Genomic DNA, 15,986 nt, shown 5'->3' on the forward strand with positions numbered 1-15,986 from the left:
GGGAAATAGATTCTTAAGATGTTGATCATCCGCTCGATAAATGTCACTTCGGGCGGCCCAGCTCTGGAGGCGTCGTGTCCCTCTCCGGCCTCGACCTCAATCTCGTCCTGTCCCTGCGGGCCCTGCTGGAGGAACGCAATGTCACCCGCGCCGGGCAACGCGTCGGGCTCAGCCAACCGGCCATGAGTGCCGCGCTGGCACGCCTGCGCCGCCACTTCGACGACGACCTGATCTCGCGCGCCGGCAAACAGTACGAACTCACCGCCCTCGGCCGTGCCCTGCAGGACCGCACCGCGACCGCCTGCGACCTGCTGGAACGGGTCTTCACCAGCAGGGCCGACTTCGCCCCCGGCAGCGAGGAGCACGAGTTCACCCTGCTCACGTCCGACTACGCGCTCAGCGTCTTCGGCGCCGAGCTCGCCCAGCGGGTGCACGCCGAGGCCCCGGGGGTACGGCTGCGCTTCCAGCGGACGCCCGGCGACGTCACGGAGGACACCGAAACGCTGCTCAGCACGGCCGACGGACTGTTCATGCCGCACGGCGTCATCAGCGGATTCCCCGCCGTGGAACTGTTCGCCGACCGCTGGGTCTTCCTCGTCGCCGAGACCAACGACGAGGTCGGCGACCAGCTGACCATGGACGACCTGGCACGCCTGCCCTGGGTCGCCTATCAGCGCACCTACGACGCCCCGGCCGCCCGGCAGTTGAGCATGCTCGGCATCGAACCGCACGTCGAGGTCTCCGTCGACAGCTTCCAGGCGCTGCCCTTCCTGGTCGCCGGAACCCGGCGGATCGCCCTGGTGCAACAGCGTCTGGCCGAGCTTCTGAGCGGGGTGGCCGCCGTACGCCGGATGGAGGCGCCGTACGGGGCGGTCCCTCTCCAGGAGGCGCTGTGGTGGCATCCGGTGCACACCCACGACGCGGCCCACATCTGGCTGCGCGAGACCGCGGCCCGAGTGGGAGCGGAACTGGCGCCGTCCGAACCCCGCCCACCCGCCGCCGTCCCATCGAGCTAGCGGCGACGCCTTCAGCCCCCTCCATCCAGGCCCTGGATGATCCGCATCTTCGATATCGATCGGATGGGGGCTAGGCATGACCTGTTCCCTGGCCCATAGTCGTCTCAGCCCGGCGCAGGAGCCGCCCCCTCCCCCACCGCCGGGACCGCGCAGGCGCCCGGCGAGCCCATCCGCCGCGACGCCCGGCGGCCATCGGCACCCCGCTCCGAGGCCGCCACGGGTACCGGACGGTCCGTGCACAACGGCCGCCCCAGCCCGCTCCCCTCCCGACACGCCACGTGGAGTTTCCGCATGCCTGCACCCGTGTCCCCGCTCCCCGCCCCGCCGTCCGACGCGGCCGCGGACGCCCCGCCCGAGCAGATCGTGTCCGGCCCCGGCCACCGGCTTCGCCTGACGCTCCTGATGGCCGGTGCCTGTCTGCCCATCCTCGGCGCCGTGCTCATCGCCCCCGTCCTGCCGCAGATGCAGGACCACTTCGCCGACGTGCCGGGCGTGGACGCGCTCGTCCCCATGGCGCTGACCATCCCCGCCCTGTCGCTGGCGCTGCTGGCTCCCTTCGCCGGCGTCCTCGTGGACCGGCTCGGCCGCAAACGCCTGCTCGTCGTCGCGACCGTGGTGTACGCGATCCTCGGCACCGCTCCCCTGTGGCTGGACTCCCTCGTCGCCATCGTCGCCAGCCGCGCCCTCGTCGGCGTCACCGAAGCCGCCATCATGACCTGCTGCACCACGCTGCTCGGCGACTACTACTCCGGCCGGCAACGCGACCGCTACCTCGCGATGCAGACGATGTGCGCCGCGATCTCCGCGACGGCCTTCTTCGTCCTGGGCGGCGCGGCCGGATCGGCCGGCTGGCGCATGCCGTTCTGGGCCTACGCCGTGAGCCTGCTGCTCGCCCCCGCCATGGCCGCCTTCCTGCCCCGGCCCCGACCGCACGGCCTCGCGGACGCCCTCTCCCCCACCACCGCGGAGCCGGTCGCCGCGCGGCCCTTCCCCTGGCGTCCGCTGGCAGGCACCTGCGCGCTGACCGTCTTCGGCGCCGTCCTCTTCTACACCGTCCAGGTGGAGATGGCGTTCCTCCTTGACGACATGGGCGTGCGCAACACCGCGGTGATCGGGCTGGCCAGCGCCGGTTCCAGCGCCGCGATCGTGATCGGCGCGGTCCTCTTCACCAGGTCCGGCCGCAGCCCGCGGGACTGGCTGCCCACCGCCTTCGCCCTGTGCACCCTCGGCTTCGCGGTGATCTGGCTCGCCCCCGATCCCGTCGTGCTGACCCTCGGTGCCGTGATCAACTGTCTGGGGGGCGGCATCATGCTGCCGAGCCTGCTCACCCTCGCCATGTCCCTGCTCGACTTCGAAGACCGTGGCCGCGGCACCGGCCTGTGGACCGGCTCCTTCTTCCTCGGCCAGTTCATCTGCCCACTCGTGGTCCTCGCCCTCGCCTCCGCCGTCGGCACTCGGGCCAACGCCCTGGGCGTACTCGCCCTCGCCGGGGCCGCAGCCACCGTCGCGCTCGGCCTCGCCGCCCGACGACGCCGTACGCAGGCCGCCCCCGAACCGGTCCGGCAATTGGCGGGCTGAGCCGAGGCGGTGCCGGACCACCGCGAAGGCACCGCCTGTCGGGATCGGCGTCGCGGAGGTCCCCGTGACACCGATCGCCCGCCGTCCTGGTGGCCCAACGTCGCACCAGCGCAACGTCGCACCGTCGCACCGGAGAGACATGCTGAACCTGATCGCCGCCATCCGCCGCAAGCCGGGCATGACACACCAGGCGTTCCTGCGCTACCTCCACGAGGTGCACGGAGCGCTGGCTGCCGCGAACCCGCTTCAGATCCGGCGCTACATACAGAACCACGTGTTCGACGCGTCCTTCGGCAGCGCGGAAGACCCGGTGTACCGCACCGAGTTCGGCCGGGACTCCGTCACCGAGCTGCAGTTCACCAGCATGGAGGCGCTGGCCACCACGATGTCCGACCCGTACTCGCGCGAGGTCATCGGCCCCGACGGCGCCCACTTCAACGACCTGCCCAGCGCCCTGGCCCTGCTGACCCGCCCCGCGGTGCTCATGCCCCCGCCGGCGTCGGCCGGGGACGAGGGCCACGTGAAGGTACTGCACTTCCTCCACGTGTCTGAAGGACTGCTCCCGGCCGACGTCACCGGGCGGTGGCGGGCCGCCCATGAGGAGGTCATCACCGAAGGGGCGCCCCATACGAAGGCGTTGCGCGGGTGTGTCCAGCACGGGCAGACCCCGGGGGCCGAGAACGCGCTGCGCCACTTCGGCGGCGGAGGCGAGCCCGCCTACGCGGGAGTCGGCGCCCTGTACTACGACTCTCCGGACGAGGCCCTGACCCACTTCCCTTCCTACGAGCGTTCGCTGCGGGACTGGTCCGCACAGGCCGGCGGCTTCTACGACCCGTCCCGCTCGTTCGTCCTCTACTGCCGCGAGGTGACCGTCTTCTGAGCAGCCAGTGGCCCGGCGACTGAATCTTCAGAGGCGTGGTCGGTCGGCTCGCCGTACCGGAGTCCGAGGTCGCTGATCCAGTTCTGGCGAGCGGTGGGCCCGGCGGGGTCGCTGGTCAGGTCGCCGACCACAGTCAGCTCGTTCTGGAGCCAGAAGGCGTAGTTCCAACGTGCTTCCGCCTGCTCAGAGGCGTCCCGGATGCTGCGTCGGGCCTGAGTCTCAGTGTTGTAGCCGACCGTCAAGGTCGGTTGGCGAGGGTCGTCGTCCTCGTTGTGGATGAGGAAGGAGACAGCGTATATGTCGCCTGCGTCGGCAGCTGAGATGGAGGCGAGGGCACCCCCGACGAGGTGCTGAAGGTGATCGTTGAACGTCGTGGTCGGCGGGTCCTGTCGGTCGGGGTGATGGATCATGAGTCCCACTGGTCGCGGTACTCGATGTGAATCTCGCGCGCATCGCCGAGAATGCCGTCGTTCGAGTGGAACTCGGTGCAGAAGTGCGGACGGCTCGGATGGACGGGGACGTATCCGGGGCCGTTCCGGGCGACGTCGAAGAAGTGCCGGGCGGTGTCCCTGAATGCCTTCGCGCTGCCGGTCATGAAGAGAGTCTCGGCGCGGAGATGCTGGTGAAACAGATCCCGGTTCTCCTGGTAGTGCCGTGCCTCGTGATCAATCACGGCTTCGTCGGTGTGTTCTGGGCCGGGCAGCGTGACGGTCTGTGGACGCCCGGGGCCGAGCCGGCCTCGCACTTCCTTCCAGCGCGAGGGTGCGAACTGGAGCGAGTGGTGCAGCAGCACGAGATCAAGCTGCCGTGTGCCGTCTTCCGGCAGCTCGCGGGAGGGCCCACGGTTCCCCCGCATCTGCAGGTGGACCAGCGAGCGCGGTGACGAGGCAGCGAGTTTCCACAGCGCACCGATTCGCCGGGCGGCGTCCTGATCGAGGTAGGTGTCCAGGTGCCGATCGTGGTCGATGAGTACTGCGTGGACCAGGGGCCGGGCAGGTCGGATGACCTTGAACTCCGCGGTTCCGAGCCGTGCTTCGTGGATCGTGATGGCTAGCTTCATTGGTTCTCCGGGACGCGGCGGCTGACATCGGCGGCGTGAGAGGTCGTGAGAGGTCCAGTGGCCCGCTGATGCCTTCCGCCCTCGGACGGCGACTTGGGTGGGGAGAGTGCCAGGGGCGGCTGCCAGCTTCGTGTCAAAGGCAGTTGGCAGATCGTGGTTTCGAATGTCACGCCTGTCACTCCACCACGGCCGCTGGATGTTGCCGCGATTCTTCCTCAACTGGTCCCGCCGGCACGCATGGCGCCCCGGTTGCACTCCCTGTCCCGAGCAGAGGTGCGACTGGAACGACGGATCCGATCCGTGCCGCCTCGCGGGGCAGGGGCGTGACCCCGCAGGAACGAGAGGTACGACGACGGCTCCATGGCGATGCTTCCCGGGCGCAACTGTACGCACGGGACCCGATCTGCGCGCACCTCAAGGAACGGACCTGCCGCAGGTTCTGGGGTGTCCCTTCGACCATCCGATCATGGCCAGGACCGTCCTGTCATCGGCACGCTCGAAGAAGGGGACGACGAAGGGCGCAGTTGGTCCCCGTACGAGAACCCAGCTGCTGAACTGTCCCCGGACTTGGACGACTTCGCCCCTGTGCGCATACCCCGCCTGCGTCGCAAGCTGACCGCGATCCCGTTCCAACCGCTGCGCAGCCACTCCTTCGGCGAGGAGAAGCACCCGGCTGGCCGCCGTCCCGGCGCCGCAGATACCGCTCGAACTCCCGGGCGATCGCCTCGCCCGAGGTACCAGCGCTGGCTCGACCACATGAGCGCCGGACGCGACAACCGGGCCCTGGCGTTCACCTCACCTCGGCTCCGTGCCCATCCAAACCGTCATCGCATGGCCCCGGAGATCTGACTGGTCGTGGGGCGATCCGGGCGTGACCCCGCGACGGTCTCCGGAAACTCCACCGAAGCTCGGTTGGTCCACCAGACTTGCTCCTGTTTCCCCACGGAGAAGGGACAGCAGGCATGGCGAACAGAGCACTTCTGGTGATGGACGTCCAACGGGACGTCGTGGCCATCGCCGATGACGGTTCCGGATATCTGCCCCGCTTGCGCCGGGCGATCGACGGTGCCCGGGCTGCAGGTATCACCGTGATCTACGTGGTGCTCGGGTTACGGCCGGGCGATCCGGAAGTCAGCCCCCGCAACCGGGTGATGACAAACGCCGTCCGGGCCGGCCTGTTCACCGAGGGTGCCCCTGGCACCGAGATCCACGACGCCGTCGCGCCCCGGCAGGGCGATGTCGTGGTCACCAAGAGGCGGGGCAGCGCGTTCTCGGGCAGCGACCTCGACCTGGTGCTCAGGGCTCGCGATATCGACAGTCTCGTCCTCACCGGCATCGCCACCAGTGCTGTGGTGCTGTCCACCCTGTGGCACGCCATCGACCTGGACTTCGACCTCACCGTCCTGGCGGATGCCTGCCTCGACACCGATCCCGAGGTGCATCGCATGCTCATCGAGAAGCTGTTCCCGCAGTGGGCGGATGTGGTCGCCGTCGAGGACTGGATCAAGGCCATCGCACCGCAATAGCGGGAGGCCGGCCGGCCCCGGTCGGACCGTGTGGGGTCCTACAGGATCTCGACGGTCCGGGCGGAACCGGTCCCTCGCCCGCGGAGTCGTCGCCCAGTGGCCCTGATGGCGCGCCCACCGGCGCCGAAACCTGCGACCGGGACAGCCGGTCGCAGTGGACGGGCGCCCGGACTGTGCGGTGCACTCACTCGTCCGTGTGCCGTGGCCGCAGCTCTTGTGTTCGTCGAGCGATCAGTACCTCGATTCCGTCCAGGATCCGGGTCAGGCCGAAGTCCACGTCGTCGTCGCCGATGCCGTCGTCGTATTCGTGGTTCGTCATCATGGACGCCAGAATGGGATATCCGTGCTCGTGCAGGAGCGGTTGAAGGAACCGTGCCACGGCGGCGGACTGAACCGGCGCCGCACTGCTGTCGCGCACATCGCGGCGGGCACTGGCGATTCGCCGCGCGTAGCCGTCAAGCAGGAGCGCACACCCTAGCGATTCGGCCGGGCTCAGCCCGGCGCCGGTGAGCGCTTCCAGCAGCACTTCTGTCCAGCGCAGCAGGTTCGGGGTCGCGGGCGCACCGCGGATGGGCAGGTCGGGCAGCCATGGATGAGTTTCGCATCGCTCGATCATTGCCCTGGTCCAGGTGGCGGCCGCGGCTCGCCACTGGTCCGGACCGGTTTCCAGGTCCGGCGCCGGACCCCACGCGGTCTCCGCGACGAGCACCAGCAGTTCGTCCCGCGAGCTGACGTACCGGTAGATCGCGTTGGCGGTGAGACCCACCCGCTTGGCGATGTTCGGCATGGACAGGGCCGCGAAGCCTTCCGCGTCAGCCAGTGCGACGGCTGCTTCGACGACTCCCTCCACGCTCTGCGAGGGCTTCCGGCCCAGTCGTCCGGTCTTGACGGGCAGCCCCCATGCCAGGGCGAGGCCAGGTGGGAGCTGCTCATCGTCACTTGTCGGCATCGGGTCATCTCCATGTCAGCCCGGGGGCATTGACTTCGTGCGCCCCTCACACTTTATATTAGTGTGACCCACACACGAATCACTGAGGATGTGAACGTCCGTGAATCCCCTGGGCCAGGACCTCTCACCCACGCACCGCAGATCGCACGTGACGGTGCGGCCGCGCTTACGGGCCCTGCTGACCGCCCTGCTCTGCGGCGCCATGATCAGCGGCGCAGCCGGATCGTCGAAGGCCGCGCATCGCACCGAGGCCGGCCGAGGCCGTCCTGCCACAGTGGTCAGGACGGACGCCGGCCTGGTCGAAGGTGGCCTCGGCACGGACACCCGGATGTTCCAGGGAATCCCTTACGCCGCCCCGCCGGTCGGGCACCTGCGCTGGGCGTCGCCCCAACCGGCTGCGTCCTGGTCAGGCGTACGGTCCGCCACCGAACCCGGCAACCGGTGTGCACAGGCAGCAGGGCTCATCGACCAGCAGAGCAGCACCGAAGACTGCCTGTACCTGAACGTCACCACGCCCGTGCGCAGCAGTACCCGCGCTCTGCCGGTGATGGTGTGGATCCACGGCAACGGCTACATCAACGGCGCGGGGAGCCTTTACGACGCACAACGCCTGGCCCGTACGGGCAAGGTGATCGTGGTCAGCTTCAACTACCGGCTCGGCGTCTTCGGATTCCTCGACCATCCCGCGCTCGACCACGGTCCGGCCAAGCACCTGTCGGGCAACTTCGGCCTGGAGGACCAGCAGGCCGCGTTGCGGTGGGTGCAGCGCAACGCGGCGGCGTTCGGCGGCGACCCGGCGAATGTCACGCTCTTCGGCGAGTCGGCGGGCGGCACCAGCATCTGCGCGCATCTCGTGGCGCCGGAGTCAGCGGGCCTCTTCCACCAGGCCATCCTGCAAAGCGCCCAGTGCACGGGACGTAAATGGTCACCGGGTCCGGCGACCTGGTTCCCGCTGCCGCGCGCGGAGCGCGAGCGGCACGGGCTTGACGTGGCGGCCAAGGTCGGCTGCTCCGCCCTGCGAACAGCAGCGGCCTGTCTGCGCGCCAAGCCCGTGGAGGAACTCGTCAAGTGGTCCGACTCCGGACTCGGCTCCGGACCGGCCGTTGGCGGCGGCATGCTGCCCATGAGCCCGGAACAGGCGTTCGCCACCGGCCACTTCCGCCGGGTCCCCATCATCCAGGGAACGACCCGGGACGAACATCGCCTGTTCACCGCCGCCATTGAAGCCGCGACCGGCGAGACGACGACCGACGCCGGCTACCGGCAGGAGATCCAGGCACTTTTCGCGCCCGCCGACGCGGCCCGCGTCCTGGCCCGCTACCCCGCCGACCGCTTCCGATCCCCGGGCGAGGCGCTGTCCACCGTCGTCACCGACTGGGCCTGGGGGTGCACGGTCCTCGACCGGGACCGGACCCTGGACCGGCATGTGCCGACCTACGCCTACGAGTTCGACGACGACGAAGCTCCCTGGTTCAGCACCCTCAAGAAACCCAATTTCCCCACGGGGGCGTTCCACGGCAGCGAGCTGCAGTACCTCTTCGACGACGAGCAGCTCCCCGGTCCGGCCACACCCGCTCAGCACCAACTCGCGGACACGATGATGCGCTACTGGGCCCGCTTCGCCCACACGGGCGACCCGAACGGACCCGGCGCGGCGCCCTGGCCCCGGTTCGGCACCGGCCGGTACGTCCAGTCGCTGCGACCGGGGAGGACGGAACGGACCGATCTCGCCCAGGAACACCAGTGTGGCTTTTGGAACACCATCGCCAATTGAGTTCTGTCCGGCCCGACGACGAGCCCTCCTCTTCGCCATGCGCTGCGCGCCGGAACCAGGGAGGCCGGGGCATGCCCGCCAAGAACCTTGCCGGGTTGGCCTGACAGGGTGGCGGTGGCGCCGTCCTCGCACGTCAACGCTCTCATCTGGGGTGATGCCTGCTAGCTTCGCGAGCTGATCCGAGGACCCGTATGCCTTCGGCATGGCGGGGCCGTGACTGCGAGGCGAGGGTGATGGTGTGAGGGAAGACGTGGAGAGGCCGGCTGGGGCTGTGTTCAAGCGCCGGAGTTTCCTGGCCACTACTGCCGTGGCAGCCGGTGCGCCGGCCATCGCGGCAGCCGCACCGGCGTCGGCCGCTGCGAGCCTCCGCAGCGGGCCACCGGAGCCGCCGCCGGTCGGTTGCGTGGCGCGCCTGCTGGCCGTCCCCGAGGCCGGTCGCGGCGTCGACTGGCTCCGGTCGGCGCTTCAGGTCGCTGTGGAGCTGGAACTGTCCACCATCCCGCCGTACCTGTGCGGCTGGTGGTCCATCACGGACCGCAGCTCGCAGGCCGCGCGACTGATCCGGCGCATCATCGACGACGAGATGTACCACCTGGGCGTGGTGTGCAACCTGCTCGTGGCCGTGGGCGGGCAGCCCCGGATCAGGGCGGCGGCGCCCACTTACCCCGGCCCGCTGCCCGGCGGCGTACGCGAAGGCGTGACCGTGTACCTGTCGGGTCTCACCAAGTCCCTGGTGCACATGATGATGTCCATCGAGGCCCCCGAGGAACCGCTGGCCCTCAGCGACAGTGTCACGCATTCCGTCGGCGACTTCTACGGCGCCATGCTCGACGGCTTTCGGACCGTGGCCCCGCAGTTGTCGGCCCGCGGACAGCTGACCGCCCGCATCGGCTCCGACGATCTGCACCCCGTCGAGACCCTCCTCGACGTAGAGCGCTCCATCGACATCATCAGGGAGCAGGGCGAGGGCACGAGCAGTTCCCCGGCCGACTCCTTCACCGACGACCACCCGGCCCACTACTACGCCTTCGCCGAGATCTACCACGGACGGGAACTGCGCCAGACCGCCGATGGCTGGACGTTCACCGGAGCGCCCGTTCCGTTCCCGCCCGCACGGCCCATGGCCCGGGTCCCCGCCGGCGGCTGGCCCCGGCCGTCGGCGCCGGTGCGGAAACTCCTGGACAGGTTCGACAACACCTACACCACCGTGCTGGCCTCCCTCGACGCGGCCTGGGCCGACGGCGGCCCCCGCGCCCTGGGTGCGGCCATCCACGCCATGCGCGCCCTGGAGGAGCCCGCCGTGCGGCTCATGGAGACCAAGATCCCCGGGACCCGGAGCACGTACGGCCCGCAGTTCCACCCGCTCTCCTAGGTCCTGTGCGCGGAGTCGTCGGTCTGTTCGCCGTACGTCGCCATGAGCTGACCGATGAGGTCGTGACGGGCCCGGTTTCGACGACCAAGCCGCGAACGGCATCTCGTGGACGTCGGCGTCCTGGCCGCGGGTGGCTTTTGGCCTGCTGGACGGCTCGGTCAGCGCTTTCTGGGCGCAGGGCCCCTGCGGCAGGGATTCCCGGCCCCGTCCGGGTCGTCTCCAACGGCGTCCCCCGGATCGACGACTTCAGCTTCCTCTCCAGGCTGGCCCTGTCCCGCCGCCAAGCCTCATCCGAGCACCAGTGACCGCGACCCCAGGGTGGGGTGGAACGCCCGTATCCGACCGCCGCCGTCGAGAACCTGCGGATCCCCTGCTCGCGCGAAAACCCCGCAGACGGCTCCGCAACGGCGACGCGCTCACTCACGCGCCCCTCCTGGCCCTGCTGTGTGGGTGCGCGCGTCGCCTGCCGAGGCTGCCCGCCCCGACGCCGAGAGGGGTAAGTCAGTAGGGTGAGCGCACCAAAACGAGGGAGGATCGGTGAGAGCGGCGCGCACCCTGGCCACACTCGACGAGGCCGGTACCGGTGATCACGTCTGCCAGCTGATGGGGCCGGCCGAGGATGTCATGGACCGTAGCCGGGCCTTCGTCGCGGACGGGGCCCTGTTCGGCGACAAGGTGATGATCGTCGGCCCGGCCATGCAGACGGCAGGCCAGTTCGCCCAGACAGTGCTCGACCCGGCCCGACTGGACGGCCCCCTGATCGCCGCGGTGCGCCGCGAGGCGGAGAACGCCGGACGGGAGGGGTACCGATCTCTGCGCGTACTGCACCACGTGACCCCTGGGGCGTGGCCCGAGGGCTCTGAGGAGCTACTGCGCAGTGAGCTGGATCTGGAGGAGTTCGCCGCCGCCAGCGGCGCCCTGGTGGTCTGCGCCTACCGGGGTGCCGAGTGGGACGCTTCTACACTGGAAGAAATCAGGTGTGTGCACCCCCACCACCTGGGCAGCCGTCCGTCATCACCCGCATTCCAGGTGTACCGGACGGGAAAGGAAGGCTGGACGGTGAACGGGGTCATCGACGCCGAAGGCGCCGACGCTTTCGGTGCGGTCCTGTGCACGCTGCTCGCACAGAGCGCGACCGTGCGCCTGCTCTGCCACGGCCTGGAGTTCTTCGACGCGGCCGCAATGGGGACCCTGGCCGACGCCTCCCGGCACCTTCCCGATCGCAAAGTCGTCCTGGAAGGCACGAACGAAACGGTCCGGCTGGCGTGGGAGCTGTCCGGCTTCGCCGTCCCCTCGATCCCGGTGGTGATGGCGCTGTGACCCTCCCCTCGCATTCCGACACTCCCCCGTCGGCGCAGGCCGGGTACCGGCACGAGCTGTACCCGTACACGGGCCGCGACGAATTCCTGCAGGGCACCGTCGGCTTCATCCAGGAAGCCCTCGACGACGGTGAGGCTGTCGTGGTGGCCGTCCCGGAGGACAAGGCATCCCTGCTGCGCTCCCAGGTGCCCGAAGACGGCACCGTCCGCTACGTCGACACCAGCGCCGTGGCGCACCACCCGGGCCGGCTCATCGGAGCCTGGCAGGACTGGATCAAGGAGCAGGCCGCAGGGGGCCGGCCCGTGCGAGGGATCGGCGAATCCCCCTGGGCCGAAGTACGCAGCCCGGCGCAGGCGGAACAGCTGCGCTATCACGAGTGGCTGCTGAACAAGGCCTTCGCCGACGGCCCGGCCTGGTGGCTGCTGTGCCCCTACGACACCGCCGGCGACAAGGCCGCCCTGGGGCAGCTGACCCGCTGCCACCCCCAGATCCGCTCGGGCGGACGCAGCACACCGTGCACGGACTACGACCCGCAGGCGCCGTTCGACTTCATTCCGCTGAGCCACCCGTGCGACCCCTACGAGGAATTCATCTACGCCAGCGGTGACCTGCCCGCCCTGCGGGAGAAGATCTCGGCCTGCGCCGAACAGCTCGGACTCGCCGACCGCCGACTGCGCGAGCTGCAGCTGGCCGCCACCGAGATCGCCACCAACAGCATCCGCCACGGCGGCGGACACGGCACGCTGCGCACCTGGAGCGAGGAACAGCGGCTGGTGTGCGAGTTCCGCGACGCCGGCTACATCGCGGACCCCCTGGCGGGACGGCACAGGCCGACCAGCACCCAGGCCGGCGGGCGGGGCCTGTGGCTCGCCCACCAACTCTGCGACCTCGTCGAAATCCGCTCCACCCCCGACACCGGCACCACGATCCGCCTCCACACCTGTCTCACCGGCTGACCAGACGCACACGCGGCCTGAACCAACTGGACGCATTGGCGTGCACGGTGTCTGCCGGCATGCCGACGTGCTTCTGCGCGACCTCCACGCCCGCGGGCGTGGATCGACCGACCCGGAGCTTCAGGGCGGGTTCACCACGGGAGGTTGCGCAGATCGTGGATGCCGCTGCCTACGCGCAGGCGGTCCAGGACGCCACCGCCTACTACGAGGGCGCGCTGGTGAACTACGAGATGCGGCGCAGGATGGGTCGCGGTGCCGGTTCCGGCGGCATGGTCCTCGGCACCCTCGTCGACACCACTCGGTGAACGCCTCGATCCCTGCGCCTTGGCCGAGAACGCCGAGCGGCGCAGGCACTCACTCAGCCGAGGATCGACCCGGCCATCCGGCGAGACGAGGATCTGCCGCCGCTCGCGCAGCCCGAGCGCCCGCTCGCGCGCCTCCAAGTCCTCCCAGCCGGGGGCGGGTCGGCCTGCAACGGGATCGCCCCCGTCACCGACCCAGAACAGCCGCCAATACGCCACTTGACTCCCTCAGCCGCAACACGACATGAGGCAACACAGCGTATGTCCACAGAACACCGCCACCGGTCGTCCCGAGGCTCACCCTTGCGAGGAAGGCACCGGGAACAGCATGCAGCTACTGGTGGCATGGGCGAGCAGACGGTCCGCGCCGTCGACCAACTGCGCCTGGGCCAGGGCGGTTTGACGGCCCTTGCTGACCACCGTGCCGATGGCGCGTACCGTACCCGTGTCCACGGTGATCCGTCGCAGGAACTTCACCGTGAGGTCGAGCGAGGTGTACGCAACGCCCTGCGGAAGGGTCGACTGGACTGCGCAACCAGCCGCCGAGTCGAGCAGGGTGGCGAAGATGCCGCCGTGCACGCTGCCGATCGGGTTGTAGTGCTCCTCACCCGGTGTCAGGGAGAAGACCGCTCTGCCGGGCTCCACCTCGCTCAGAGTGAAGTCGATGGAGTAATTGACGGGCGGCCCCGGCAGTCGCCCCGCCTGCAACTCACGCAGGAAGTCGATGCCGGCCATGCGTCCGGCGGCTTCCGCCAGGATCGCGGGATCTTCCCATTGATACGTACGCGTTCGTCCCACGACCGGGCACCTTCCGTCTGACTTTTGAAAACGAAGCTAGTTTCCCGCCCACCTGACTGTCAATGCCGAAGCCAGACCCTTACGATGGCGGGATGGAGTGGCTTGAGGCGAGCACGGAGAACTGCCCCGTCCAGCGCACGCTCGACGTGGTCGGAGAGAAATGGACGTTGCTGATCCTGCGTGACGCCGTCAACGGAGTCCGCCGCTTCGACGACTTCCACCGCCACATCGGCCTTTCGGAAGCCGTCCTCAGCGACCGCCTCCGGAAGCTGATCGCAGCCGGCATCCTGAAGACCGTCCCCTACCAGGAGCCCGGTAGCCGCTCCCGCAACGAGTACCGCCTGACCCGCAAGGGCTGGGATCTGTGGCCTGTCCTGATGGCGCTGAGCCAGTGGGGCGAGGCGTACGCCCTCGGCCCCGAGGGGCCCGTACTGGACATCCGTCACACCGACTGCGACGCCCCGGTCCGCGTCGTCGTCGAGTGTTCCGCGGAGCACTCCACCCTTACCGCCGCGGAAGTCACCGCCCGACTCGGACCCGGTGCCCGCATCCGGTCGTGAGCACACCGGTCATGCGGACGCCGGACATGGGCAGAAGAAGCAGGCGTTCGAGACGGTCCTGCACGACTATGAAGTCGTCAGCGAATCCGGTCATCCGGCTGGTGACGTCCGCGCTGAGTTTCCGGATCCGGCGACGCGCCCGGCGGCGGAACGTGACGTACTCGTTCCTGTTCATGAAGGCCAGCGGGGACCAGCTGCGCGAGCTCACTCCGCTCATCGAGGCCGACAGGATCCGGCCCGTCGTCGACACCGTGTTCTCGTTCGAGTCGGCCCGAGGCCCCGCCGGTGGCCCCGGCATCGACAGGGTCCCGGCGCTCACCCTCCAGGCCACGCTCAAGGGCGCCCTGACCCGCCAGGATCCCAGGCTCTCCCTCTTCCTCACCGAAACCGAGGGCGGTCGGCAGGCGGGACGGGCCTTCCTGGAACGGCTGAAGGAGCGCACTCACCACCGCGACAAGGACATCTCGTTGTCCGCGTTCCGAGCCCAGCTGAAGGCCATCAGACAATGGGGCCGCCCGGCGCCGTCGGACCTGTCGGAGCGATAGCCCCGCACTCCCCAACTCCCCACGGACGACGCTGCCGCCCCGCCGGTCGCCTCCGCTCACTTGACCACTCCGCCCGAGGCGGCTGGTGCCGTCATGTTGGTCGCTGGTCCGCCACCCGGAGCGAGCCGTTGGGCGCAGAGAAGACGGTCCGCGGGCCGCCCTCGTATGACCGTCGGCGCGAGGAGAAAAACTGCGGTACGAGGGGCATACGGATGTGCCTTCTGAGGCGTCAACGGCACGTAAGAGCAAGCCAGTTCGACCTCGCCCCGGGAGCATGCCGATGAAGCGCACCGACGCCCCACGCCGGACGGTGGTACCGCGTGGACGCAGCACGCGACGCGCGACCGCCACGGTGGGCGCGATCGCCGCGCTGGTCTCGCTCGTCCTGACCGGATGCACGGCAGACACGGACGCGGCCCACAGCGCCTCGCCGACCGCGAAGGCGAAGGCCACCGCAGCCGACGAGAAGCTGACCTACGCCCAGGACCTGCGGATCTCCGACGCCGAGCAGCACCTGATCACGCTCTGCATGAGGAAGCAGGGTTTCCGCTACTGGGAGGAAAAGCCGCTGAGCCTGGAGGAGAGCCGACCGGTCGGCTATGTCCAGGACGACGTCGACTGGGCGCGCAGGCACGGCTACGGCAGCCGGATCTCGGCGAAGGAAGACCGCACCCGCCTGCACAACCCCAACCTCGCCTACCGCGAGTCCCTTTCCCGCTCACGCCAGAAGGCCTTCGACATCGCGATGGACGGCGGCCGGGACGCCGTGGTGCTGAAGTCGCCGACGCCGTCCGGCGGCACGATCACCAAGCAGTCCGGCGGCTGCGCCGGCCAGGCCGAGAAGACGCTGTACGGCGATCCGGAGGCATGGTTCCGCTCCGACGTGACGGTCAGAAACCTGCGCCCCCTGTACGTGGGCAAGCTGCTGCGTGACAAGGAGCTCACGAGCGCGGTCAGGGCTTGGTCGCGCTGCATGAACAAGGCGGGCCACCCCTTCCCCGACCCCGACGCGGCGCGCCAGTCCACACGCGAGCACAGCGCGGAGCAGACGCGGGCCGAGGAGGCCAGGACCTTCGCGAACGAGACCCGGATCGCGGTTGCCGACGCCACCTGCGCCCGCTCCGTCTCCCTCCGCTCGATCGGCGAGCGACGCGAGGCACACTACGTCGGCGAACTGGCCAAGAAGTACGGCCACGCCCTCGACGCCCACGTGCGGATGCAGCGGCACGCCCTGACCGTCGCCGAGCGCACTGTCCCGGCCCGCACCTGATCCGGGACGCGCCGGCCCCCAGACATCCGTGACACCTGCGTCACGGACAGACCCCGCGACGACGCTCGCGGTGCGTCACC

General features: G+C 69.6%; 15 protein-coding genes and 1 pseudogene. 12 read left to right on the forward strand and 4 right to left on the reverse strand.

The genetic code is table 11. The annotated features are described in order from the left end of the window. The first annotated feature begins 74 nt into the window (after positions 1 to 74). The 3 genes from D1369_RS01190 to D1369_RS01200 all read left to right on the forward strand — a co-directional run bounded on the left by D1369_RS01190 (position 75) and on the right by D1369_RS01200 (position 3,474). The gene (locus tag D1369_RS01190) at positions 75 to 1,016 is read left to right on the forward strand and encodes a LysR family transcriptional regulator (RefSeq protein WP_007386978.1); all 942 of its coding nucleotides are present in this window, start codon (positions 75 to 77) and stop codon (positions 1,014 to 1,016) included. Between the two features lie 291 nt (positions 1,017 to 1,307). Then, on the forward strand, positions 1,308 to 2,594 hold the full coding sequence (locus D1369_RS01195; RefSeq protein ID WP_037902563.1) for an MFS transporter: 1,287 nt from the start codon (positions 1,308 to 1,310) through the stop codon (positions 2,592 to 2,594). Between the two features lie 139 nt (positions 2,595 to 2,733). Next, positions 2,734 to 3,474, forward strand: a complete 741-nt coding sequence (locus D1369_RS01200) for an EthD domain-containing protein (RefSeq protein ID WP_007386976.1) — start codon at positions 2,734 to 2,736, stop codon at positions 3,472 to 3,474. Here D1369_RS01200 and D1369_RS01205 read toward each other — a convergent pair. Together D1369_RS01205 and D1369_RS01210 are read right to left on the reverse strand one after the other, a co-directional pair. Next, entirely contained in the window at positions 3,447 to 3,884 is a 438-nt protein-coding gene (locus tag D1369_RS01205; protein ID WP_050789817.1) for a hypothetical protein, read from the reverse strand. The genes D1369_RS01200 and D1369_RS01205 overlap by 28 nt on opposite strands. Then, positions 3,881 to 4,534 (reverse strand): hypothetical protein, encoded by a 654-nt coding sequence (locus D1369_RS01210; RefSeq protein WP_037902561.1) that lies wholly within the window; start codon positions 4,532 to 4,534, stop codon positions 3,881 to 3,883. Before D1369_RS01210 ends, D1369_RS01205 begins: the two co-directional genes overlap by 4 nt. 962 nt (positions 4,535 to 5,496) lie before the next feature. On the opposite strand from D1369_RS01210, the gene D1369_RS01215 reads away from it, so the two are divergent. Continuing rightward, the gene (locus D1369_RS01215) at positions 5,497 to 6,060 is read left to right on the forward strand and encodes a cysteine hydrolase (RefSeq protein WP_007386972.1); all 564 of its coding nucleotides are present in this window, start codon (positions 5,497 to 5,499) and stop codon (positions 6,058 to 6,060) included. Positions 6,061 to 6,244: 184 nt separating this feature from the next. On the opposite strand, the gene D1369_RS01220 is transcribed toward D1369_RS01215, so the two are convergent. Beyond that, positions 6,245 to 6,910 carry a helix-turn-helix domain-containing protein gene (locus D1369_RS01220; RefSeq protein WP_240436034.1) on the reverse strand — a complete coding sequence of 222 codons (666 nt, stop codon included), beginning with the start codon at positions 6,908 to 6,910 and terminating at the stop codon, positions 6,245 to 6,247. 199 nt (positions 6,911 to 7,109) lie between these two features. On the opposite strand from D1369_RS01220, the gene D1369_RS01225 reads away from it, so the two are divergent. The 5 genes from D1369_RS01225 (at position 7,110) to D1369_RS42775 (ending at position 12,736) form a co-directional block, all read left to right on the forward strand. After that, positions 7,110 to 8,783, forward strand: coding sequence for a carboxylesterase/lipase family protein (locus D1369_RS01225; protein WP_007386970.1), 1,674 nt, complete (start codon positions 7,110 to 7,112; stop codon positions 8,781 to 8,783). Between the two features lie 403 nt (positions 8,784 to 9,186). Then, positions 9,187 to 10,155 carry a ferritin-like protein gene (locus D1369_RS01230; RefSeq protein WP_082319513.1) on the forward strand — a complete coding sequence of 323 codons (969 nt, stop codon included), beginning with the start codon at positions 9,187 to 9,189 and terminating at the stop codon, positions 10,153 to 10,155. Positions 10,156 to 10,692: 537 nt separating this feature from the next. Beyond that, positions 10,693 to 11,475, forward strand: coding sequence for an MEDS domain-containing protein (locus tag D1369_RS01235; protein WP_007386967.1), 783 nt, complete (start codon positions 10,693 to 10,695; stop codon positions 11,473 to 11,475). Beyond that, positions 11,472 to 12,431 carry a sensor histidine kinase gene (locus D1369_RS01240; RefSeq protein WP_037902558.1) on the forward strand — a complete coding sequence of 320 codons (960 nt, stop codon included), beginning with the start codon at positions 11,472 to 11,474 and terminating at the stop codon, positions 12,429 to 12,431. The genes D1369_RS01235 and D1369_RS01240 overlap by 4 nt, the downstream gene beginning before the upstream one ends. 155 nt (positions 12,432 to 12,586) lie before the next feature. Beyond that, on the forward strand, positions 12,587 to 12,736 hold the full coding sequence (locus tag D1369_RS42775) for a hypothetical protein (protein ID WP_158680186.1): 150 nt from the start codon (positions 12,587 to 12,589) through the stop codon (positions 12,734 to 12,736). Positions 12,737 to 13,030: 294 nt separating this feature from the next. On the opposite strand, the gene D1369_RS01245 is transcribed toward D1369_RS42775, so the two are convergent. Further along, positions 13,031 to 13,531: a PaaI family thioesterase gene (locus D1369_RS01245; protein ID WP_007386964.1), complete on the reverse strand. Its 501-nt coding sequence runs from the start codon at positions 13,529 to 13,531 to the stop codon at positions 13,031 to 13,033. 92 nt (positions 13,532 to 13,623) lie between these two features. Here D1369_RS01245 and D1369_RS01250 point away from each other — a divergent pair, with 92 nt between their 5' ends. From D1369_RS01250 to D1369_RS01265, 3 genes and pseudogenes are all read left to right on the forward strand, one after another. After that, positions 13,624 to 14,091 (forward strand): helix-turn-helix domain-containing protein, encoded by a 468-nt coding sequence (locus D1369_RS01250; protein ID WP_037902555.1) that lies wholly within the window; start codon positions 13,624 to 13,626, stop codon positions 14,089 to 14,091. Between the two features lie 34 nt (positions 14,092 to 14,125). Next, positions 14,126 to 14,357, forward strand: a pseudogene (locus tag D1369_RS01255) (zinc-binding dehydrogenase); the annotation flags it as partial. A gap of 559 nt (positions 14,358 to 14,916) precedes the next feature. Then, on the forward strand, positions 14,917 to 15,906 hold the full coding sequence (locus D1369_RS01265; protein ID WP_037902550.1) for a hypothetical protein: 990 nt from the start codon (positions 14,917 to 14,919) through the stop codon (positions 15,904 to 15,906). The last annotated feature ends 80 nt before the right edge of the window (positions 15,907 to 15,986 follow it).

This window comes from Streptomyces sp. CC0208 (genome assembly GCF_003443735.1).
Taxonomy (GTDB): domain Bacteria; phylum Actinomycetota; class Actinomycetes; order Streptomycetales; family Streptomycetaceae; genus Streptomyces; species Streptomyces sviceus.

What these genes read in the sequence shown, in the direction of transcription:
- D1369_RS01195 (WP_037902563.1), top strand. Translation starts at nt 1,308, where the DNA reads ATGCCTGCACCCGTGTCCCCGCTCCCCGCCCCGCCGTCCGACGCGGCC.
- D1369_RS01200 (WP_007386976.1), top strand. Translation starts at nt 2,734, where the DNA reads ATGCTGAACCTGATCGCCGCCATCCGCCGCAAGCCGGGCATGACACAC.
- D1369_RS01205 (WP_050789817.1), bottom strand. Translation starts at nt 3,884, where the DNA reads ATGATCCATCACCCCGACCGACAGGACCCGCCGACCACGACGTTCAAC.
- D1369_RS01210 (WP_037902561.1), bottom strand. Translation starts at nt 4,534, where the DNA reads ATGAAGCTAGCCATCACGATCCACGAAGCACGGCTCGGAACCGCGGAG.
- D1369_RS01215 (WP_007386972.1), top strand. Translation starts at nt 5,497, where the DNA reads ATGGCGAACAGAGCACTTCTGGTGATGGACGTCCAACGGGACGTCGTG.
- D1369_RS01250 (WP_037902555.1), top strand. Translation starts at nt 13,624, where the DNA reads ATGGAGTGGCTTGAGGCGAGCACGGAGAACTGCCCCGTCCAGCGCACG.
- D1369_RS01265 (WP_037902550.1), top strand. Translation starts at nt 14,917, where the DNA reads ATGAAGCGCACCGACGCCCCACGCCGGACGGTGGTACCGCGTGGACGC.